At 57.6% G+C, this 20,420-nt stretch carries 24 protein-coding genes; 11 read left to right on the top strand and 13 right to left on the bottom strand.

Annotation, left to right across the window (positions count from 1 at the left end; all coding sequences use genetic code 11):
• The first annotated feature begins 14 nt into the window (after nt 1-14).
• Entirely contained in the window at nt 15-668 is a 654-nt protein-coding gene (locus ACZ3HH_RS02550) for a peroxiredoxin (RefSeq protein WP_038982589.1), read from the top strand.
• A 187-nt stretch (nt 669-855) separates the two neighbouring features.
• Here the strand turns inward: ACZ3HH_RS02550 and ACZ3HH_RS02545 are convergent, their stop codons facing one another.
• Together ACZ3HH_RS02545 and ACZ3HH_RS02540 are read right to left on the bottom strand one after the other, a co-directional pair.
• Nucleotides 856-1,353 (bottom strand): heme-degrading domain-containing protein, encoded by a 498-nt coding sequence (locus ACZ3HH_RS02545; protein WP_465802616.1) that lies wholly within the window; start codon nt 1,351-1,353, stop codon nt 856-858.
• Between the two features lie 10 nt (nt 1,354-1,363).
• The gene (locus ACZ3HH_RS02540; RefSeq protein ID WP_465802614.1) at nt 1,364-2,365 is read right to left on the bottom strand and encodes a LacI family DNA-binding transcriptional regulator; all 1,002 of its coding nucleotides are present in this window, start codon (nt 2,363-2,365) and stop codon (nt 1,364-1,366) included.
• 200 nt (nt 2,366-2,565) lie between these two features.
• Here ACZ3HH_RS02540 and ACZ3HH_RS02535 point away from each other — a divergent pair, with 200 nt between their 5' ends.
• The 3 genes from ACZ3HH_RS02535 to ACZ3HH_RS02525 are packed head-to-tail and all read left to right on the top strand — an operon-like array spanning nt 2,566 to nt 6,123.
• On the top strand, nt 2,566-3,732 hold the full coding sequence (locus ACZ3HH_RS02535; protein WP_465802612.1) for a Gfo/Idh/MocA family protein: 1,167 nt from the start codon (nt 2,566-2,568) through the stop codon (nt 3,730-3,732).
• A complete protein-coding gene (locus tag ACZ3HH_RS02530) occupies nt 3,729-4,832 on the top strand; it encodes a sugar phosphate isomerase/epimerase family protein (protein WP_465802611.1) in 1,104 nt (367 codons plus the stop codon). The genes ACZ3HH_RS02535 and ACZ3HH_RS02530 overlap by 4 nt, the downstream gene beginning before the upstream one ends.
• Nucleotides 4,833-4,887: 55 nt before the next feature.
• A complete protein-coding gene (locus ACZ3HH_RS02525) occupies nt 4,888-6,123 on the top strand; it encodes a nucleoside permease (RefSeq protein WP_465802610.1) in 1,236 nt (411 codons plus the stop codon).
• Nucleotides 6,124-6,430: 307 nt separating this feature from the next.
• Here the strand turns inward: ACZ3HH_RS02525 and ACZ3HH_RS02520 are convergent, their stop codons facing one another.
• Nucleotides 6,431-7,291 (bottom strand): CAP domain-containing protein, encoded by an 861-nt coding sequence (locus ACZ3HH_RS02520; protein ID WP_465802608.1) that lies wholly within the window; start codon nt 7,289-7,291, stop codon nt 6,431-6,433.
• Nucleotides 7,292-7,542: 251 nt separating this feature from the next.
• Here ACZ3HH_RS02520 and ACZ3HH_RS02515 point away from each other — a divergent pair, with 251 nt between their 5' ends.
• The 3 genes from ACZ3HH_RS02515 to ACZ3HH_RS02505 all read left to right on the top strand — a co-directional run bounded on the left by ACZ3HH_RS02515 (nt 7,543) and on the right by ACZ3HH_RS02505 (nt 10,022).
• Entirely contained in the window at nt 7,543-8,355 is an 813-nt protein-coding gene (locus ACZ3HH_RS02515; RefSeq protein WP_465802607.1) for an AraC family transcriptional regulator, read from the top strand.
• Between the two features lie 90 nt (nt 8,356-8,445).
• Nucleotides 8,446-8,832, top strand: a complete 387-nt coding sequence (locus ACZ3HH_RS02510) for a cupin domain-containing protein (protein WP_030130977.1) — start codon at nt 8,446-8,448, stop codon at nt 8,830-8,832.
• A gap of 368 nt (nt 8,833-9,200) precedes the next feature.
• Complete coding sequence (locus tag ACZ3HH_RS02505) at nt 9,201-10,022, top strand: MinD/ParA family protein (RefSeq protein ID WP_465802605.1); 822 nt, start codon at nt 9,201-9,203, stop codon at nt 10,020-10,022.
• 201 nt (nt 10,023-10,223) lie between these two features.
• On the opposite strand, the gene ACZ3HH_RS02500 is transcribed toward ACZ3HH_RS02505, so the two are convergent.
• The 3 genes from ACZ3HH_RS02500 to ACZ3HH_RS02490 all read right to left on the bottom strand — a co-directional run bounded on the left by ACZ3HH_RS02500 (nt 10,224) and on the right by ACZ3HH_RS02490 (nt 11,891).
• The gene (locus ACZ3HH_RS02500) at nt 10,224-10,709 is read right to left on the bottom strand and encodes an adenosine-specific kinase (protein WP_465802603.1); all 486 of its coding nucleotides are present in this window, start codon (nt 10,707-10,709) and stop codon (nt 10,224-10,226) included.
• A gap of 48 nt (nt 10,710-10,757) precedes the next feature.
• The gene (locus ACZ3HH_RS02495) at nt 10,758-11,153 is read right to left on the bottom strand and encodes an SLATT domain-containing protein (RefSeq protein WP_465802735.1); all 396 of its coding nucleotides are present in this window, start codon (nt 11,151-11,153) and stop codon (nt 10,758-10,760) included.
• Between the two features lie 165 nt (nt 11,154-11,318).
• Complete coding sequence (locus ACZ3HH_RS02490; protein WP_465802602.1) at nt 11,319-11,891, bottom strand: thioesterase family protein; 573 nt, start codon at nt 11,889-11,891, stop codon at nt 11,319-11,321.
• A gap of 111 nt (nt 11,892-12,002) precedes the next feature.
• On the opposite strand from ACZ3HH_RS02490, the gene ACZ3HH_RS02485 reads away from it, so the two are divergent.
• Both ACZ3HH_RS02485 and yfcF read left to right on the top strand, forming a co-directional pair.
• On the top strand, nt 12,003-12,968 hold the full coding sequence (locus tag ACZ3HH_RS02485) for a GlxA family transcriptional regulator (protein ID WP_465802600.1): 966 nt from the start codon (nt 12,003-12,005) through the stop codon (nt 12,966-12,968).
• 111 nt (nt 12,969-13,079) lie between these two features.
• Nucleotides 13,080-13,712 (top strand): glutathione transferase, encoded by a 633-nt coding sequence (gene yfcF / locus ACZ3HH_RS02480; protein WP_465802599.1) that lies wholly within the window; start codon nt 13,080-13,082, stop codon nt 13,710-13,712.
• A gap of 17 nt (nt 13,713-13,729) precedes the next feature.
• Here the strand turns inward: yfcF and ACZ3HH_RS02475 are convergent, their stop codons facing one another.
• Together ACZ3HH_RS02475 and ACZ3HH_RS02470 are read right to left on the bottom strand one after the other, a co-directional pair.
• Nucleotides 13,730-14,200: a GNAT family N-acetyltransferase gene (locus ACZ3HH_RS02475; protein ID WP_465802597.1), complete on the bottom strand. Its 471-nt coding sequence runs from the start codon at nt 14,198-14,200 to the stop codon at nt 13,730-13,732.
• Between the two features lie 171 nt (nt 14,201-14,371).
• On the bottom strand, nt 14,372-15,169 hold the full coding sequence (locus ACZ3HH_RS02470) for an alpha/beta fold hydrolase (protein ID WP_465802595.1): 798 nt from the start codon (nt 15,167-15,169) through the stop codon (nt 14,372-14,374).
• A 132-nt stretch (nt 15,170-15,301) separates the two neighbouring features.
• On the opposite strand from ACZ3HH_RS02470, the gene ACZ3HH_RS02465 reads away from it, so the two are divergent.
• On the top strand, nt 15,302-15,691 hold the full coding sequence (locus tag ACZ3HH_RS02465; RefSeq protein WP_465802593.1) for a c-type cytochrome: 390 nt from the start codon (nt 15,302-15,304) through the stop codon (nt 15,689-15,691).
• Between the two features lie 158 nt (nt 15,692-15,849).
• Here the strand turns inward: ACZ3HH_RS02465 and ACZ3HH_RS02460 are convergent, their stop codons facing one another.
• From ACZ3HH_RS02460 to ACZ3HH_RS02445, 4 genes are all read right to left on the bottom strand, one after another.
• Complete coding sequence (locus tag ACZ3HH_RS02460; protein ID WP_460145402.1) at nt 15,850-16,155, bottom strand: panthothenate synthetase; 306 nt, start codon at nt 16,153-16,155, stop codon at nt 15,850-15,852.
• Nucleotides 16,156-16,463: 308 nt separating this feature from the next.
• Nucleotides 16,464-17,222, bottom strand: a complete 759-nt coding sequence (locus tag ACZ3HH_RS02455; RefSeq protein WP_465802591.1) for a sulfite exporter TauE/SafE family protein — start codon at nt 17,220-17,222, stop codon at nt 16,464-16,466.
• A gap of 135 nt (nt 17,223-17,357) precedes the next feature.
• Nucleotides 17,358-17,633 carry a hypothetical protein gene (locus ACZ3HH_RS02450; RefSeq protein WP_465802590.1) on the bottom strand — a complete coding sequence of 92 codons (276 nt, stop codon included), beginning with the start codon at nt 17,631-17,633 and terminating at the stop codon, nt 17,358-17,360.
• A 107-nt stretch (nt 17,634-17,740) separates the two neighbouring features.
• Entirely contained in the window at nt 17,741-17,896 is a 156-nt protein-coding gene (locus ACZ3HH_RS02445) for a DUF3077 domain-containing protein (RefSeq protein ID WP_465802588.1), read from the bottom strand.
• A gap of 106 nt (nt 17,897-18,002) precedes the next feature.
• Here ACZ3HH_RS02445 and ACZ3HH_RS02440 point away from each other — a divergent pair, with 106 nt between their 5' ends.
• Complete coding sequence (locus ACZ3HH_RS02440; protein ID WP_465802586.1) at nt 18,003-18,932, top strand: LysR family transcriptional regulator; 930 nt, start codon at nt 18,003-18,005, stop codon at nt 18,930-18,932.
• 421 nt (nt 18,933-19,353) lie between these two features.
• Here the strand turns inward: ACZ3HH_RS02440 and ACZ3HH_RS02435 are convergent, their stop codons facing one another.
• A complete protein-coding gene (locus ACZ3HH_RS02435) occupies nt 19,354-20,352 on the bottom strand; it encodes an NADP-dependent oxidoreductase (RefSeq protein ID WP_465802734.1) in 999 nt (332 codons plus the stop codon).
• Nucleotides 20,353-20,420: the final 68 nt, after the last annotated feature.

Raw genomic sequence — 20,420 nt, 5'->3', positions numbered from 1 at the left:
TAAGGAGAACGAACATGGCAATCCGTATTGGCGACGAAGCACCGGACTTTACCGTCGAAAGCACCGAAGGCCCGCTGCATTTCCACGAGTGGATCGGCGACAAGTGGGCGATCCTGTTTTCGCACCCCAAGGACTTCACCCCGGTGTGCACCACTGAGCTTGGCTACATGGCAGGGCTCAAGCCGGAGTTCGATAAACGCAACACCAAGATCGTCGGTCTCAGCGTCGACCCTGTCAGTAACCATCAGACCTGGGCCAAAGACATCGAAGAGACCCAGGGGCATGCGGTCAACTATCCGATGATCGGGGACGAGAACCTGGTGGTGGCGAAGCTCTACGACATGATTCATCCGAATGCCAGTGGCGGCGCACGGACTGCCGTGGACAACGCCACGGTGCGTTCAGTGTTCATCATCGGCCCGGACAAAAAGGTCAAGGCGATGCTGATCTACCCGATGAGTGCCGGGCGCAACTTCGATGAAGTGCTGCGTCTGCTCGATTCTTTGCAGTTGAACGCCAAGCACACCGTCGCCACCCCGGTGAACTGGCGTCCGGGCGAGGACGTGATCATTCCCACTTCGGTCTCCGACGAGGATGCCCGGAAGAAATATCCGGATGGCTTCAAAACGGTGAAACCTTATTTGCGCACGGTGGCGCAACCGAAGTAACCGATCCGTCCAGTCAGTCAAGCGTGATACTGAACTTGTGGCGAGGGAGCTTGCTCCCGCTGGACTGCGAAGCAGTCCCCCTCTTTTTGGGGGTAAGGGGGGCCGCTTCGCGACCCAGCGGGAGCAAGCTCCCTCGCCACAGGTTACTCATCGCTTGTTCTATCTCTTAACTGACTGGCACTAGAGGCTACTCGCCCTCAAGCGCGAGTTCGCTCGGGTCGACCCCACACATCTGGGCCAATACCTGAACCACCAGGGCATGATCCTCACGCTGGGGCAGCCCTGAAACGGTGACGGCGCCAATGCACCCCACGCCCTTGACTGACACCGGGAAGCTGCCGCCATGATCGGCGTAATCACGCAGCGGCAACCCCATCAAAGCCTCGAGTGAATTGCCCTGAAGCTTAAAGGACAGGCCTACGCGATACGAACTGAGTTCCATCAGTTCTACGACATTTCGCTTGCGTCGTGCCCAGTCGGCATTGCTGGCGGAGGTTCCTGGCATCGAGTAGAAGAACACGGTGTCCCGCGCCAGCCTGACCTCAATCGTGGCGCACACGCCTTGCTCCTCGCAGGCGGTTTTCAAACGGGTGCCCAAGTCCCAGGCTGTCGCTTTGTCGAAGCGCTCAAACTTCAGGGTTTCTTCCTGGAGCGCGATACGTTGCAGGTCGATTTTGATGTCCATGATTTCTCCCTCATCCCTTTCGGGCGGTCGTACTGTTACGCACGGTTAATGTGAACGGCAGCACCACATGGCGGTCCGGGATGGGCTTTTTTTCAATGAGGGCGATCAGCATTTCAACGGCTTTTTGGCCAAAGATTTCGGCGGGTTGTGCAATGGTCGTCAATGCTGGATCACAGTAGGCCGCGAACGGAATGTCATCGAAACCGACCAACGAAATATCGTCGGGTACCCGCAAACCCTGTTGTTTGATGCGCTTCAATGCACCGATCGCCATTTCATCGTTTTCGCAAAAGAACGCGGTCGGACGGTCGGGCAGTTCCAGCAGCATTCCCGCGCCATCAAAACCGGCCTGCAACGTGAAGTCCCCGTGGCAGATCAATTGCGGATCCGACTCGATACCGGCCTGATGCAATGCATCTTGATAACCGGCCACACGGTCGCGTGTGAGCGGGCTGCTTTTCGGGCCTTTGATCAGGCCGATCCGACGATGGCCCAGATCGATCAGATGCTTCGTCATGGCCTTGGCCGCTGCCCGGTTGTCGAGGCTGATCGTCGGATGCCGCCCGCCTTGAATCACCTCGCAGGCGTTGACCAAGGGCAGTGACTCGCCGTGGGGGGAGGGCGATTCAAAAGGGTCGTAGGCGCGCAACTGAATCACGCCGTCGGCCTGGTGGGCGTACACCAGCGCGGCAAATTCCCGTTCGATTTCCTCGCGGCCCTGGGTGTCGCACAGCAGCAGGCGGTAACCGGCCGCCTGCGCGGCCTGTTGGGCACCGCTGATCACCCGTGCGAAAAACGTGTTGGCGATGGCCGGGACCAGAATCACCAGATTGCCGGTCCTGCGCGAACGAAACTGCACAGCCATGAGGTTCGGCCGGTAGCCGGCCTGTTCCACGGCTGCGTTGACCTTGTCCCGGGTTTCGGGGAGTACGCGCTCGGGTGACTTCAGCGTTCTGGACACGGTGGCCACCGAGACGCCGGCCAGCCGGGCTACTTCACGGATATTGGACAAGACAACCTCGTTATCGAACCGGCAGATGTAAACGTGGCCGGCGAGCTTACCGCAGTCCGGCCGTGCGCTGAAATGACCTTCATTTTTAATCCCGGGTTTGACACCTGAAGTAACTGAGCCTAAATTTCCGGCATGATGTAACCGGTTACATCATAGTCAAACCTGAGCGTTAATCTGCCCCGAACAAGAGAAAATTCGCGATGAATGTTGCAACGGCAAAAATAAGAATGGGGTTTGTCGGGGGGGGCGAGGGTGCCTTCATCGGCAAAGCCCACCGCCAGGCCGCCGGCCTCGATGGTCGTTTTGAACTGGTGTGCGGTGCATTCAGCCGAGACGCCCGCAACAATCAGGACACCGGCGCCGCGCTGGGATTGTCCGCCTCACGCTGCTACGGCGACTGGCAGCAGATGCTGGATAGCGAGCGCGCACTGCCTGCCGACCAGCGCATGGAGCTGTTGGTCATCGTCACGCCCAATCACTTGCACGCGCCGATCGCCAGCCAGGCACTGAGCGCGGGTTTTCATGTGTTCAGCGAAAAGCCCGCGGCACTCAATCTGTCCGAACTGCTGGCGCTCAAGGCAGTAGTGAAAAGCAGCGACCGCCTCTATGGACTGGCCCACACGTATCTGGGTTATCCAATGGTCTGGCAGGCGCGCGCGATGGTGCGTACCGGCGTGATCGGCGCTGTGCGCAAGGTCATCGTCGAATACCCGCAGGGCTGGCTGAGCCGGGATGTGGCCGGGCAGGGCAACAAGCAGGCGAGTTGGCGCGATCAGCCCGAGCAGTCCGGACTGGGCGGCTGCATTGGCGACATCGGCACCCATGCCTTTTCACTGGCTGAATTCGTCGCGGACCAACCCATCGAACAGGTGTGCGCAACCTTGGGTTCGCACATTGCCGGACGGCAACTGGACGATGACGCGGCGATGCTGTTCAAGATGGCCGCCGGGACCAGCGGGGTGTTGATCGCCAGCCAGGTCTGCGCCGGCGAAGAGAACCCGTTGAAGATCCGCGTCTATGGCGACAAGGGCGGGCTGGAGTGGCGTCAGGAAGAGCCTGCAAGCCTGATCCATCGTTCCCTTGATCAACCGTTGAGCATCCTTCGTTCCGGTGTCGGCCAGCCCTGGTTGTGCGAGGCCGCCAGTCAGCGCATGCGTTTGCCTGCCGGGCATCCCGAAGGTTATCTCGAGGCCATGGCCAATCTCTATGGCGATTTCGCCACCGCGATCCGCAGCAACGTCGAAGGCAACGATGCCCCCGGCGTGCCGGGCATCGACGTCGGGTTGCGTGGCATGGCGTTCATCGAAGCGGTGGTCGCTAATCATCGCGGCGACGCGAAGTGGACCGAACTGGTCTGCAACCCATGAATCCGGAGAACCCTCCCGTGAACCACACCTCCCCAACACCGGCAGGCCTGCGCGGCCCGGGTATTTTTCTCGCGCAGTTCATGTCCGTCGAAGCGCCCTTTGACACGCTCGCCAACATTGCTCATTGGGCTGCAGCGCAGGGTTACAAAGCCATTCAATTGCCGACCCTGGGCACGCAATACATCGACCTGGCGCGCGCCGCCGACAGTCAGGATTATTGTGATGAATTGAAAGCCGTCTGCGCCCAGGCAGGTGTCGAAATCAGTGAGCTGTCGACGCATCTGCAGGGCCAACTGGTGGCGGTGCATCCGGCGTTCGATACGTTGTTCGATGACTTCGCCCCCGCGCATTTGCGCGGCCAACCTCAGGCACGAACCGAGTGGGCCATCGATCAGTTGAAGCTCGCCGCCCGCGCCAGCCAACGGTTGGGGCTGAAGGCGCACGCGACGTTTTCCGGTGCGCTGTTGTGGCCCTATGTCTACCCGTGGCCGCAACGCCCGAGCGGTCTGGTCGAGCAGGGGTTTGCCGAACTGGCCAAGCGCTGGTTGCCGATCCTCGATTGTTTCGAGCAAGCCGGTGTTGACCTCTGCTACGAGATCCATCCCGGCGAAGACCTGCACGACGGCGCCTCGTTCGAGCGTTTCCTTGAGGCCGTCGATCACCATCCGCGCGCCGCGATTCTCTACGACCCGAGCCATCTGCTGCTTCAGCAAATGGACTATCTGGGCTTCATCGATCGCTACCACGAGCGCATCCGTATGTTCCACGTCAAGGACGCCGAGTTCCGGCCCGACGCCCGTTCGGGTGTCTACGGCGGCTATCAAGGCTGGGTCGAGCGGCCTGGCCGCTTCCGTTCCTTGGGTGATGGGCAGATTGATTTCAAATCGATTTTCAGCAAATTGACGCAGTACGACTTTGCCGGCTGGGCGGTTCTGGAATGGGAGTGTTGCCTGAAGGATTCGGAGCAGGGCGCCGCAGAAGGAGCGGCTTTCATCCAGCAGCACATGATCAGCAAAACCCGAAAGGCATTCGATGATTTCGCCAGTGTGACCTCCGACGAGCGTTTCAATCGACGGCTATTGGGTTTGCCCGACGCCTGAATAACCTGTTTGCCCCTTTCTCCCAAAAAAGAAAAACAATAAGACGGTGACTGATATGACCACGATGACTGCGCGATTAAGCGTAATGATGTTCTTGCAGTTCTTTATCTGGGGCGGATGGTTCGTGACCCTCGGCACCTTCCTCTCCAGTAATCTTGGGGCCAGCGGCGGGCAGATCGGCATGGCGTTTTCGACGCAGTCCTGGGGCGCGATCATCGCGCCCTTTGTGATCGGTTTGATTGCCGACCGCTACTTCAATGCCGACCGCATCCTTGCGGTGTTGCATCTGATCGGCGCGGTGCTGCTGTTGCAACTCTATCGAGCGCCTGACTTCAGCGCGTTTTACCCGTTCGTGCTGGCCTACATGATGATCTACATGCCGACGCTGGCGTTGGTGAATTCGGTGGCGTTCCGGCAGATGCGCGACCCGGCCCTGGAGTTCTCGCGGATCAGAGTGTGGGGCACCATTGGCTGGATCGTGGCGGGCGTGGTGATCAGCTTTGTGTTTGCCTGGGATTCGCAACAAGCGATCTCATCCGGTGGCTTGCGCAACACGTTTCTGATGTCGGCCATCGCCTCCCTCGTGCTAGGGATCTACAGCTTCAGCCTGCCGCGCACCGCGCCGCTCAAACCTGAGCCGGGCAGTGTCGGCTTAAAGCAAATGCTGGGGCTGGACGCCTTGGGTTTGTTGAAGGACCGCAGTTACCTGGTGTTCTTCATCGCCTCCATTTTGATCTGCATTCCATTGGCGTTTTATTACCAGAATGCCAACCCGTTTCTGGCGGAAATCGGCGTGACCAATCCAACCGCCAAGATGGCGATCGGGCAAGTCTCGGAAGTGCTGTTTATGTTGCTCCTGCCGCTGTTCATTCAGCGTTTCGGCATCAAGATCGCGCTGTTGGTGGGGATGCTGGCGTGGGCGTTGCGCTATCTGCTGTTCGCCTACGGCAACAACGGGGACCTCGCCTTCATGTTGTTCACCGGCATTGCCTTGCATGGCATCTGCTACGACTTCTTCTTTGTTTCGGGGCAGATCTACACCGATGCCAAAGCGTCGGAGCGTTTCAGAAGCTCCGCGCAAGGGTTGATCACGCTCGCGACGTACGGCTTGGGCATGCTGATTGGCTTTTGGGTGGCCGGGACGGTGACCGATCACTATGCGTCGGCTGAGAGCCATGACTGGAAAAGCATCTGGCTGTTCCCGGCAGGGTTCGCGTTGGTGATATTTTTCTGTTTCTCGCTGGCCTTCAAAGGGCGGCAACGCGTGGCCGCGCCGTCAGTATTTGAATAATGCCCCGAGTCTGAAGAACACCGTCGGAACCTGTGGGAGCGGGCTTGCTCGCGAAAGCGATGTGTCAGGCGACATCAATGTCGACTGTGCCGCCGTCTTCGCGGGCAAGCCCGCTCCCACAGTGGTCGGTGTTGTTTGCAAAATTTGTGTACGTCGCCAATCCTTTTGTGGGAGCGGGCTTGCCCGCGATGGCGGTGTGTCAGGTGACATCAATGTCGACTATGCCGCTGCCTTCGCGAGCAAGCCTGCTCCCACAGGGCTTGCGATTAACCGACTGGCATTTCAGGGGTTATGGAACGCGCTTCACTCAAGGCGCACCAAACAGCATCGTCCAATAAACACCCTCGTCGCTGCGCGAATCGGCGGCATAGGCCGCGCCCACGTGGGTAAACATCGGATTCATCAGGTTGGCGCAATGCCCGGGGCTGGCCAGCCAGCCGGCCATCGCTTTGTTCGGTGAGCTTTGCCCGGCGGCGATGTTTTCGCCAATCTGCCGGCCTCGATAGCCGGCGGCTTTGGCCCGATCCAATGGCATATCACCGTCAGGATCGCGGTGGGCGAAGTAATTGCCGTAGGCCATTGCCTTGCTGTGTCCTTGCGCGGCGGCCCCCAGGGCTGCATTCCAGGTCAACGGTCGTGCGGCGGCAAAGCGTTGGCGCCCGCACAGGCGCGGCCTGGCCCGTGCCGCATTGACCTGTGCCAGCAACGCCTTGCCTGCTTCTCGCGAATCACCGACACGTCCGTCGAGCACCGGTTGCGCCAGCACCACCTGCCATTCGCTACGGGAACGAGTGACGCCGATATCGGCGAACTGGGTATCGAGCAGCGCCCCGCAATAGTCGCTCTCAAGCATGTCAAACGCCTCATCGGCATCTTGCGCGCCGACCACGCGAATGGTGCGCACCGTCACCGCTTGATAGCCCTTAGCTTTCAGGGCGCTCCGCAAACCACCGCCATAGCCGACCGGTAACGCCAGGTTCGATTTCAGCGACAACGGCCGCAACGGCTTGACCGCACGCCCCGCACAGCGATCGGGATCGGCGCGGTAGTCGTTGATGACTTCCACCAGTTGCCGCTCCCCACTGGCATGGGCGGGGCAGGCGAGTAGCGGGAGCAAAGGCATCAGGCACAGAGAGATAAAGCGACAGCGGCGGACGATTGGGCGCATGAACGGACAGCTCTGATGAGATGATGACGATAGGGGGCAGGAACGAGCAATGACCGTAGGAGCGCTTCGTTGGGTGAGCTTCTTTTACGGCACGGCTAAGACTGCGGGTCTGAAGACTGGTTCACGAGGGGAAGAGACAAATTTAACGGCGCCGCCGTGGGGGCTGATTCAGGCTTGCACGGGTCAGCCCGCCGAGGACATCGGACACGCTGGCTGGTACCGTACTGACATCATTCAAGAGGTACAGGGACATGACGAAAACCAGGGGCGACAAGGATTGGGTAAAGCGCTCGGCTCAGCCGTTGAAGATGGAGCGTATCGAAGCCTTTTTTGGCGGCCATGGGTTTACGCCGCATCGCCACGACACGTACGCCATCGGACGAACGCTGTCGGGTGTTCAAAGTTTCCAGTACCGCAACACCAAGCGTCACAGCCTGCCCGGGAAAACCGTCGTATTGCATCCGGACGAGGTGCATGACGGTGAAGCCGGTACCGAAGCGGGTTTTCATTATCGGATGATCTACATCGAACCCGCTTTGATTCAGCAAGTATTAGGCGGCAAGCCCTTGCCCTTCATCGAGGGTGGTATATCCAGCGACCCACGGCTTTATGCCGCGACCCAGGTGCTGCTGCAAAACCTCGACGCTTGCATCGAACCCCTGGAAGAAGACGATGCCATTTACGATCTCGCGCAGGCGCTGGATGTGAACTCGGGGCAACGCGGGCGGCGCAAGTCGTTTGATTTCGCAGCGGCCGAACGCGCGCGTGCGCTGATTCATGAGTCGCTGGATCGAGTCATTACCCTGGAGGAGTTAGCGCAGGCCAGTGGTCGAGACCGCTGGAGCCTGAGCCGTGATTTTCGTGCGCTGTACGGTACGAGCCCCTATCGATACATGACGCAACGACGTCTCGATCTGGCAAGGGCACTGATGTTCGGGGGCCACTCGATGGCGGAGGCCGCCGTCTCCGCAGGCTTTTTCGATCAAAGCCACATGACGCGTCAGTTCACCCAGACCTACGGCGTCTCACCCGGTCGATGGATGAAAAGACTGGGCCTTGTTTAAGGGCGTTCGACTTGCACAATCATGCAATACGCAGCGCTGCCCATCTCCTAAAGTCAGACCTCGATAACTTGGCTAGTGAGGACGACTCAAATGCATTCCCAACCCGGCGTGACGACCTGCACCGCGATTAACTTTGCCGAAAAGTTTGCTTTGTTCAGCGAGCAATGGGCGCCCAAGGTCATTGCCGAAATGAACGACTACCAGTTCAAGGTGGTGAAAATCGAAGGCGACTTTGTCTGGCATTCCCACGCCGACACCGATGAAACCTTCATCGTCCTCGAAGGCGAGCTTCGCATTGATCTTCGAGAGGGCGCCGTGGTGGTCAGGCAGGGAGAAATGTACGTCGTCCCCAAGGGCGTCGAACACAAGCCTTATGCTGAGCGAGAGGTGAAGATGTTACTGATCGAGCCGCGTGGCGTGCTGAATACCGGCGATCAGGAAGGAGAAAGAACCGCAATCAATGATGTCTGGATTTAGACGCTTCAGTATTTTCTCCATTTTTGTATGGGTGAGCAGGGCTCAGGCGCCTTTAACGACAAAATAGCTGCCGAACAGGTTGCTGTAGAAGGACAGGTGTTCGCCCATGATCTGGCCCAGCGAAGTGCATCATCGATGAGGGCTTTGAGGCTCTATCGGTACATCTGCCAGCGATCGTTCAGGAGCGCAGTGTCATTCTCTGAGTCAATGAATTAGCGGCGTTTTCGTTGAAAAAGTTCGATGGCAGGTGGCGAAGTGCCTCTCGTCGGAAGACAACGCGGCTATTTCGCACTTTTCAGCTATTCTTGCGGCATCTGGACGGTGGCCATGACGTACTGGCACACGATGCGCAAGGAAGGGAAGACAAAATGGATGATGTGCATTGCGTGCAAGTTATCGCTGTGACTGGCGGTAAAGGTGGCGTGGGCAAGACAACGGTGGCGGTTAACCTTTCGTTGGCGCTGGCAAAAATGGGGCGGCGCGTCGTATTGCTGGACGCCGATCTGGGCCTGGCGAATATCGATATTCTGTTGGGGCTGACCCCGCGCTACACACTGGCCGATGTCATTGAAGGGCGTTGCGAGCTGTCCGAGGCATTGTTGCCAGGGCCTGGAGGCATTCGTGTTGTCCCGGCCTCTTCGGGCTTGCAGAGCATGATTCATCTGGAGCCGGCGCAATACCGTGCGCTGATCCAGTCCTTTAGCGATATTGGCGATAAGCTGGATGTGCTGGTGATCGATACGGCCGCCGGTATCGGTGGCTCAGTGGTCAACTTCATCCGCGCGGCGCAGGAAGTGATGGTGGTCGTGTGCGATGAACCCACCTCAATCAGCGGCGCCTACGGGCTGATCAAACTGCTCAACCTGAGCTACGGTTTGCACCGTTTTCGGGTGTTGGTCAACATGACGGGCAGTCCGTCGGAAGGCCGCAATCTGTTTGCCAGGCTGGAAAAGATTACCGACATGTTCCTGGATGTCTCGCTGCAATACGTCGGCGCGATACCCAACGATGAATGTGCGCACAAAGCCGTGCAGAAGGGGCGTGCAGTGCTTGAAGCCTTTCCCCGTTCCAAATGCGCTCAAGCCTTCCAGGCCCTGGCTCACAACGTCGACACCTGGCCTTTGCCGACTCATCCGAGAGGGCATGTGGAGTTTTTTGTTGAGCAACTCGTGCAGAATTCTGGCAGGTGAGTCTCAAGGCCTTGTAATGTTGTTCACTTAAGCGCTCATCAGTCATACCTGCCTTGTGGCGAGCGAGCTTGCTCCGGGCGGCGTTCCGACGTTGGGCTGCGCAGCGGCCCCAAAAATCTGACAACTATTGCCGATTTTTGTGAGTGCTATGCATTCAAGCGGGAGCAAGCTCCCTCGCCACAGGTTTCTCACTGACTCAAATCACAACTTGTAGCCGATCTGCCGCAACAAATTCTTGCGCCACAAAATATCTTCATCACCTTCAATGTCTTTGGCGCAGAAGCCATCCACCACGCCCAAAATCCCGCGCCCCTGTTCCGTCTCAGCAACAATCACCTCAGTTGGATTGGCCGTTGCACAAAAAATACGGCACACCTCTGGAACCATTTTGACGGCGTTCAACACGTTCAGCGGATAGAAACCGTCGCCCAGGAAAATGATGAAGCTATGGCCCGCGGCAATGGCTTGCGCATTTTTCTGCGCAAGTTCGATCATGGCGGTATCGGTGCCGGACCATCGCACCAGGCATTTGCCGGAGGCTTCACAAAAGGCCACGCCAAACTGGATACCTGGCACGGCGTTGACCAACGCTTCGTGGATGTCCTCGACGGACTTGATGAAGTGCGTCTGGCCCAAAATGAAGTTCGTCGCTTGCGGCTTGTCGATTTTCAACGTGATGAGTTGCATTTCAAACGCCTCCTTTCACGATGCTGCAAACCAGAGTCTGGCCTCTAATCAAGCCGGGACGGTGTCTTGCTCTGCTGGCGGTGTCTCTGTGTGGACGCGAACATCCCCCAGTTTTCTTATTGTCGACTTGGGCAAGGTCGGCGCATCAAGAAGAATCGAATCAATGCGCTTGCGGAGGTCAAAAACGATTGGGCCCAGGATAGCCTCGTCCTTGCCGCTGGCGATTTCGTCCTGAATCTCACGCGATATCGCCCCGAGTTTCTCGGCGGTGTCTTTGTGCCCCGCAGCCCGGGTGTCAAAGTTCAGGAAGGTCTGAACCGAACTCAACACCAGGGTCAGGAGTGACAGGACGCCGGCTACGTATTGGAGCCATACGGGCGAGGAATCACTGATTGAGCCAAAGACGCTGGCGCTGACGATCGCTGACAGCACAACGCAGGGGATACCCAGTTTTCAGCTGAACTTCTCGAAATCCCGGGCACTGATTTCATGTTCAATCTGCAACCGAACGATCATGCGATTCCATTTGGTCAGTAGCTCGAGCCGGCTCATGGTTGCAGTCCTTGGCAGGGGGATTCAGAGGAATATTAGCTTCTATTTGGCCGCCTGTTAGGGTTCGCAGACAGGATGAAGCTGAGGCGCCAGGCCTTCTTCCTCTCGCAGCTGGCGGCTCATGTCGTCGCAGCTCTGCGACCAGGCTGTCAGCCACGGCGACATCTCGGGTGACCGTTCAGCCAATCCCAGCTCCCGGACAAACTCGGCAGGTGAGACCGTGCCTTTGGCCCCGCGGAACAGCCCCCGCATGATGACGACGCCGATCACGCGTCCTTTGCTCACGAAGCGGTGTTCCATAAAGCTCCATTTATCGTCCCAGCCGAGTATTCGGGTATGAATCTCAAACGATTCGAACAGCTTCAGCTCCCGCCGAAACTTGCCCCAGATATCCCCAACAATCGGCACAGCTCTATGGCGCAGGGCCACTCGATAGGCACCGCTGCGCAGGACGAAGTCCATGCGGCCTATGTCGGCCATGGTGAAATAACGGCCATTGGTGACGTGCCGGTTGAGGTCGAGGTCGAGCGGCCAGACGCGCATGCGGATGACGGTAGTGGCCAGCCCATCAACCGGCTTGCGCCATGGGCGACGAAACAGCATGAGGAACAGTCGAAACCAGAGATTCATAAATACGCCGAGGGCTGAGTAGAGCGGTGCACTTTAGGGCGCAGAAATCGGATAAGGTAGGTGCACAAATGACTTTTTTCATGCGAAAAGCGCAATCCGGATCATTCATTCATGCACGTTACTCTGTTACTGGCTGATCAATGTTCCGCTGCCAGCGCCACCTTGGCGCTGGAGGTGCTCAGTGCCGCCAACCTGTTCGCCGACACCACCAGCGCGCCATTTGATGTGGTTGTCGCCTCATTGGATGGCGGTGATGTCGCCGCGTGGGGCGGGCAGACGCTACGCGTAGACCGATCCATCGCCGAAATCTGCCGAACCGATCTGGTGGTAATCCCGGGGTTCCTCTTCACCCTGAAGGATGCCTTGCCTGCATTTGCAGGTTATGGGCCGTGGCTGCGCCAACAGCATGCGCAAGGTGCCGTTGTGGCTTCAATGTGTACGGCGACGTTCATGCTGGCCGAGGCGAGAATGCTGGACGGTATTCGTGCCACCACGCACTGGGCCTTTGCCGATCTTTTTCGCCGTCGGTATTGCGCGGTCTGTCTGGAGGAGGCGCAGATCCTCTGTGAGGACAATCGCGTCATCACCTGCGGGGGCGCGAGTGCAGCCATGGATCTTTTGCTGCACCTCATCCGTCGGTTCGCTTCACTGGAGCTGGCGCAGAAGTGTGGCAAATACTTGCTGGTCGACAACGTGCGCAGCGAACAATCGGTCTATGTCATGTGGTCACTGCCGAAGAACCATGGGGATGGCGATATCCTGCGCGTTCAAGATTGGTTGGAGGATAACTTCCATCAGCCACTGTTGATCAATGACGTGGCCCAGCGATTCGGGTTCGGCGTCAGGAACTTCAAAAGGCGTTTCAAGGAAGCCACTGGGTACACGCCGCTGACCTACCTGCAAGCGCTACGAGTGGAGAGGGCAAAGCAGCTTCTTGAATCAACACGAATGACGCTGGACAGCATCACTTACAAAGTCGGTTACGAGGATGGCAATTCCTTTCGCAGGCTTTTTCGGCAACGAGTGGGCCTGCTTCCAGCGGCTTACCGGAAGAAGTTTCAACCGGGTGCGAGCTGAGCTGCTGTCAATCGCAGGTATTCCGTTCAGGAATGCCCCCATAAAAATCATGCATTTTCTTTATGGTATTGGATCTCGTAGCGTGTCTGCTCACCATATGGAGATGACCCCGTGAATGACTCCCGCCTGCGCCTGTACGTTGATGCTCAATTCACCAGCCCCTATGCCATGTCGGTTTTCGTGGCCCTTCGCGAAAAGGGCATCGAATTCGAACTGAGCCCGCTGGATCTCGACGCGCTCGAAAACCAGTCAGAAGACTATGCCAGCCTTTCACTGACCCAGCGCGTACCGACGCTGGTGCATGGCGACTTTGCCTTGTCTGAATCGTCGGCGATCACTGAATACCTGGAAGACGTTTTCCCCCAGACGCCGGTCTACCCACAAGACTTGATGCTGCGTGCGAAGGCACGACAAGTCCAGGCGTGGCTGCGCAGTGACCTGCTGCCCATTCGGCAGGAACGATCCACGCTGGTGGTGTTTTATGGCCTCAAATCAGCGCCCTTGTCGCCCGTTGCCGAGTCGGCCGCGCGCAAGCTGATCGGTGCCGCACAAGCGTTGCTGGCTGACGGCCGCGAATACTTGTTCGGGCAATGGTCGATCGCCGATGTGGACCTGGCCTTGATGCTCAACCGGCTGATACTCAACGGCGACGCCGTGCCCCCCGCGCTGGTGGAATACGCGCAGCGTCAATGGCAGCGGCCTGCGGTGCAGGAGTGGGTCAAACTGCAGCGTCCTGCGCTGTAGTCGGCGTACGCGTTGTTTTAAGTCGCAGGAGCGACTGGACGAACATAGTAATTGTCGAACTCGCCGCTTTCGACGAATTGGAAGCCATGACGGATGTAAAACCGATTCGAAGCGCTCTCTTTGAGAGCGCCTACCCTGATAGGGCGCGCGGCGGCGTCCGCTTCTTTGAAAATCTGCATGAGGACTGCAGAACCTACTCCTGATCCCTGAGCATTCGGTCTCACATACAAGTGCTCAAGCAGCAGTTCTTTCAGGTGATGCCTCACCACAACAAAACCGATCCGCTCACCGGCCACCTCGATGTGACGCGTGTTGCGGGAATCAAAACCGTTGAGAAAGCGCTCACGGGCACGCACCGGATCAAATCGCCCAATGCGTTCCAGACTTTCGCGCATGGCCTCAATTCGAATGGCCACAAGATTGTCCAAATCGCTTTGTTGAGCCGCGACCAGGATGACGGGAGGATTTTGATCAGGTATGACGGGCATCGTCTGCGCTCTAATTATCATCACGGGGAATCAGTATAGAGCGCCAGATACGTCGCTTCCGGTTTGGTTTCAGAGTCGATTCAGCATAGCGAAAAACGTCCGATACAGGGCTACCCCCAACGCGTGTCTCGGCGTTGAAGCCCGGGATGTATAAGAAATGCATGGCTCACATCAACTGCGCTCAATAAATTGCACGATGACCTGATTGACGATCTCCGGATGCGTAATCGGCCCCATATGACCGAGCCCCTCGAGCTCCACCACTTCAACGTTCGGCAGTGTGCCGGTCAGCAGCCGCGCCACTGCCCGTGACGATGCCGGTGAGTCCTTGCCGACCATGAAAAGCACCGGCAGGTTGAGCGAACGGAAGGCTAGCAACGGCGTCGGCTCGTTCAGCAGCGCGTGAGCCCAGCCCTGCACATTGGCCACCGCGGCGGCGATGGAGGGTTTGCGTTGTTCCGGGGTTTGCGCCCAGGCCCCGGCACCCATCCAGTAGTCAATGAAGTGCTGGGCCGCTGCGTCGAGGTTACCCGCCTCAAGTGCCAGCCCGGCGTTTGCGACGACTTCACGGATAGCGTCCGCTTCATTGGGTGGAGGCGATGCGGCGTCGAGCAGGGCAAACAATGTTGGCTCATACAACGCCATGGCGCGCACCCGGCCGGGGTTCTGCAACGCCGCGATCAACGCCACTGCCCCGCCATAAGAGTGACCGACCAGAATGAGCGGTTCGCCGGCGCGGGCGAGCACCGGCTCGGCGAAGCGCGCTTCTTCACTGAGGGTGACGATTCGATCGGTGGGCCACGCCGGGCTCTTGCCGGCGCCAAACGAATCGAGCGCCAGGACCCGAAACTTTGCGGCCAGGTGATCTTGCAGTCCACGCCACTGCACCGAGTGACTCGCATTGGCGTGAAAGCAGACAACGCCCGGGCCCACGCCAGCGTCCCGATAAAAGGGTTCGACGGGTTTCATACTGGCTCTCCTGCAACGACGTTAAAGGGAGAAGAGAGTTATAGATTAACTTCAAGGCTTCGGTGTAGCAGCCAGTCATGATGAAATAGCCGCCCGTTTTTGCTGCCTGCAACACCTGATTTGGAGCGCTACATGAAAAACGCCGTCGTACTCATTTTCACCTTGATGCTCAATGCCGGGTTCATCAGCCTGCAAGCAGAAGCGGCGGGGGATGCTGAAGCCGGTCAGAAGCTATTTAACCGTATCTGCGGCGGCTGTCATCAAGTAGGGACTTCGGCACGGGGTTCTTTTGGGCCGCAGCTCAATGCCATCTTCGGGCGCTCTGCGGGAAGCACGACGGACTATCAGTACTCAACCGCGATGAAATCATCAGGCATCATCTGGACCCGCGAAACACTCACCGCCTATATCGAAGCGCCAAAAGAAGTAGTCCCCGGAACTCGGATGATTTTCTGGGGGCTCAGCGATCCGGAGAAGATCGAAAACCTGTTGGCCTACCTTCAGACATTTCAGCCGCAATAATCTGTGTTTTTGGAATGCCGTGTGGCGAGCGAGCTTGCTCGCGCTGGGCTGCGTAGCGGCCCCAAAATACGACAGCCATTTGTCGATTTTTGTAAGTGCTACGCACTCAAGCGGGAACAAACGCCCTCGCCACAGGTTTCTCACTCATTGATCGCACCTCACGCCCATGCTTTACCGAGCTCCTCCAGACCCGCGTCTTGCAGGTTCTGCGCACTCATGACCACACGCAGTTTGCAGTTGGCCTGAAAGTTGAGAAAGAAGGGTTCGGCATAGCCGGGAATTTCGGAAGGGTCTTCTATATCGATCAGAAAAATTCCACTTCGCATTCCATCCTGCTCAGTGAAATAAGTTGCCTCCGGCTTAATGGTTTCCAGCACGCGGTTCATGATTTCGCCGATTTTCCCGGACCTGACAAGTGCGTTGAAAGGTTCATGGGGAAACTCGACCATCAGTAGCATTTTCATTATTCGATACTCTGTTGAGGTGGCGTGCTCCTTACCCGGATCCTTACTCCTGACGATGATGCCGCAAGCCGTGCATTCAGCCGTGCCAGCGGTGGTGTGTGGTTAAGAATAGCGAAGGGATCGAGGTTGCCGGGGCAGAGTTACGGACGGTTATTCTCCCCTGTTTCGAGTTCGCAGCTCCTCGCAATCCGTCTTGAACGCTTAGACGGAACTCCGTCTGCGGGCTGATGAATTTTCCAGGAGTCCTTCCTATGAAATGCATGAAAAAACCCGGCTGATGAGGCGTGACTATCGATGCTTCCTCAGGTTTACAGGAACAGGTCGTAGGACAATTTGCTGATCAGAATCCCCAGCAACACCAGGAACAGAGCCCGGACAAAGGGCACGCCTTTATGAACCGCCAGCCAGGTGCCGGTCAGTGCGCCCAGGATGTTGAATACCGCCATGGGGATTGCGATCAGGTAGAGCACGTTACCTGTGGGAATGAAGAATATCAGCGCCGCTACGTTGGTCGCGATGTTCACTAGCTTGGCCGACGCCGAGGCATGAAGGAAGTCGAAGGCAAAGCAGCGGATAAACAGGAAGATCAGGAAGCTGCCAGTGCCGGGACCGAACAGTCCGTCGTAAAAACCGATGGCACCGCCGATGACGATCGCCAGCAGTTTTTCCTGGGTGCCGATGCGCATGGGTTTGTGCAGGGCGCCGAAGTCCTTTTTCCAGAAGGTGTAGATCGCCATCAGCACGATCAACACCAGCACCGCCGGCCGGATCATCGACTGGGGCACGAACGACACCGTGGCCGCCCCGAAGAATGCCATGACAAAGGCCGCACAGGCGGCCGGGATCACCAGGCCCCAGTCGATCACCACCTTGCGCACGAAGGACCGAGCCGCGAATGCGGTGCCGCACGCTGCCGCAACCTTATTGGTACCTAACAGCGCCGCCGGTTGCGCCGTGGGTAGCACGTTGAACAGCGCGGGTATCTGGATCAGTCCGCCGCCGCCCACCGCTGCATCGATCAGGCCGGCGGCGAAGGCGAATACACAAAGGATGACAATATCGACCATGAAATCAGGCTCTGACGATGAAAGGGTGGTGAGGGTCCGGTGGTTTCTACGTGTTTCATAGCGCTCAAATCAGGGGCAGTTGGTCGCACCCTGCCGCCTCCCGTAAAGCCTCAATTGAGTCGTCGAGAGATTGGGTCAATCGTTCTGCTCCTTAATCAAAGTGAACCAGACCACGCCAACGCCACGGATCTTTGCCATATTTCGGGCAAAGCGCCCATCGGCGCTGCAGCGCATTCCGCGAAGCTCGTGCCCAAACTGCAGCGATAACAGCTCGATATTTCGTTGATCGACGAAAATTTTGTTATCGGCAAGCACCAACGCCTTAATTGCAATTCCCGCCTCACGCATGTCGCGAGTCAGGGCATTGAAGGCTGCCAGCTTTGCAGAAAACTCTTCGGTGAGAATGCTCAACGGCTCAGCCCCATCTTGAGTTTGGCCGCACTGGCGCCATGGGAAGTGACCCCCATGGAGATCAGGATGCTCCGAAAGCGCGGGGCTCATATCAGGGTTAATGGATGTTAAATCCCGGCTTCATCCTTCGCTTGAACAGGTCTTGGCGTAACCGCCTTCACCCCATCATCAATCACCGCCTTACCCATTGCCGTTAAATCATGCGCTGCCAAGGCATGTCGGTCGGTGTCTCTTGCGAAAGATGCGTCTGCTTGCTCGGTCATCTTTTGTTCCTGTTACTTACATCCTTGTGAGTTGAGCGGGAAGGTTAACGGAAGCGCTTTTTTTGTGTTGCAATGCCACGTTGTGAAAAGTGCAATGAGGTGGTCAGTGGCATTGAATATGTTGGGAGAACTTGAAGCCTTTGCGACGGTGGCGCGCAAGCGCAGCTTCGTCGCGGCGGCACGTACGCTGGGGCGCTCCCCCAGTGCGCTGACCCGTGCCGTTCAAGCCCTGGAGGAAAGTGTCGGGGTCAAGTTATTCAATCGCTCGTCCAATGTCGTGAGCTTGACTGAAGCGGGGGAGCGCTTGATGCCTCACGCTTACAAAATGCTGGATCTGCAACGTGAGGCGGATGAAGACTTGGCCGGTCTCAGCGGCCTGGCCTGCGGCTGGATCCGCTTTTCCGCCCCCGAGTTTCTCGGACACGGGGTATTGCCCCGATTGATCGCGCAGTACAGCGAGCGTTATCCAGACGTGAACGTCGATGTGATCTTCACCGATGAGACCATCGACCCGGTCAAGGGCAAGCTGGACTTCTCGATTCGCGGCGCGTTTGCGCAATCCAGTGACCTGATCGGCTATCCGCTCTGGAATTATTCACGCTACCTGTATGCCAGCCCCGGGTATCTGGAGCGGCGCGGGATACCCGATTCCATTGAGGCGCTGGAGGCGCACTCGCTGATCCTGCATACGGCGCCGCGGATTCTCAAGGAGTGGAATTTTCGCAGTGAAGAGCAGGCCATCAGCTTTCGGGTTCATCCAAAGTTTCGTTTCAGCTCCGGTTTGGCGGTATTCCAGGCGGCCCTGGCGGGCGTCGGGATCGCCCGTCTGGCGGACTGGATGGCGGAGCCCGAAGTGCAAGCGGGGCGCCTGCTGCGGGTCTGTCCCGAGTACAAGCTCACCTCCAGCGGCGGTGATAGCCCGCAGATGCACGCGGTGTACCCGGCCGGGAATCTACCGCTGCGGGTGAAGTCGTTGTTGGAGGTGATCCGTGGCTTTGGCGACAGCCTTGATCGAAAGCATGCGGTGACGTTTTAGGTGGCTGGACGCTGTCCCTCAATCAGCATCCTTGGTGCCGAATATGGATAGCTTCGCGATGACTTCGAAAAATGCATCCGAACGCACCCAGTAGTGTCGGTGGCGATCATGACGGATCAAGAACCTCGTGCAGCCATTGATAACTTACATACGCCGTCGAACGTCTTGGTAGCTATTACGAGGACCCCACCATGCGCAACTACCCCCTGCAATACCTGTTCAACGGCGAACCCGTACCACTCCTCATTACTGCTCAAGCATCAAGCTACGCCAAATGATTGTCTGCGGTTCTACAGGCGTGACATTCGGTTGCAGCTGTTCCTTCTTACTGGGGTTTTGCGGGGCCGGCTCAATTGGTTCCGGTGGCGGATTCTGATGCTTGGCAGGATGCGCTTTGTCTACTGGCATTTTATGTAAGTACTTATTTGATCTTGACGGTGACCTTGCCTTTTGATCTGCCCTGTTCAACATACCTCAAAGCATCTGCCGTTAATTCAAAGGAAAAGGATCGGTCAATGACCGGTTTGATAACGCCTGCTTCGATGAGCGTGGTGATTTCTTGTAGTTGCGTGCCATTTGCACGCATAAACAAAAATGAATAGCCGACACCCTGCTTGCGTGCCTTTCTTCGAATACCGCTGCTCAACAGGCGCATGATTTGCCTCAACCCCCAGGACAATCCTTGCTCTTGGGCGAACTGCGCCGTCGGCGGTCCCGAAATGGAAATGAGCTGGCCGCCAGGCTTCAGAACCTTGAGCGATTTCTCCAGTACATCGGCGCCCAGGCTGTTCAATACCACGTCATAATCGTGCAACTCGCTTTCGAAGTTCTGCTGTTTGTAATCGATGACCACGTCCGCCCCCAGTGCCTTCACCCACTCGACATTCGGGGTGCTCGTGGTGGTCGCAACAAAGGCTCCGAGGTGTTTGGCGAGTTGGATGGCAATGGTGCCGACACCGCCGGATCCGGCGTGAATCAATATCTTCTGGCCCTTTTTCAAGTGACCGGTTTCAACCAGCGCCTGCCAGGCCGTCAGAGCGACCAAGGGGATGGAAGCGGCTTCAGCCATGTTGATATTTGAGGGTTTCAGCGCGAGCACGTTTTCGTTCACAGCAATCAGTTCAGCAAAAGTCCCGATCCGTTCCTCAGGCGGGCGTGCATAGACTTCGTCTCCTGGCTTGAATCGCTTCACCGCCGAGCCTGTCCGAACCACGATCCCGGCCAGATCATTGCCCAGCACCAGCGGAAATGAATAGGGCAGGATCAGTTTGAATTCGCCAGTGCGGATCTTCGAGTCCAACTGGTTCACGCTTGCGGCATGCACTTGAACCAGGACGTCATGGACACCTACCGAAGGGTCGGGCACTTCGCCTATATGCCCATTCTGCTTGCCGTAGCGATCGATAAAAAATGCCTTCATGATGGTGCTGCTCTCGTCAGTTCGAATGAGGGAGGGAAGGGTTCCCTGCAAAGTTGATGCGATAAAAC

It is taken from the genome of Pseudomonas sp. PME37.24/025 (assembly GCF_055556615.1).
The sequence above is the reverse complement of the archived record's forward strand: the minus strand, read 5'-3'. Positions and strand labels throughout refer to the sequence as shown.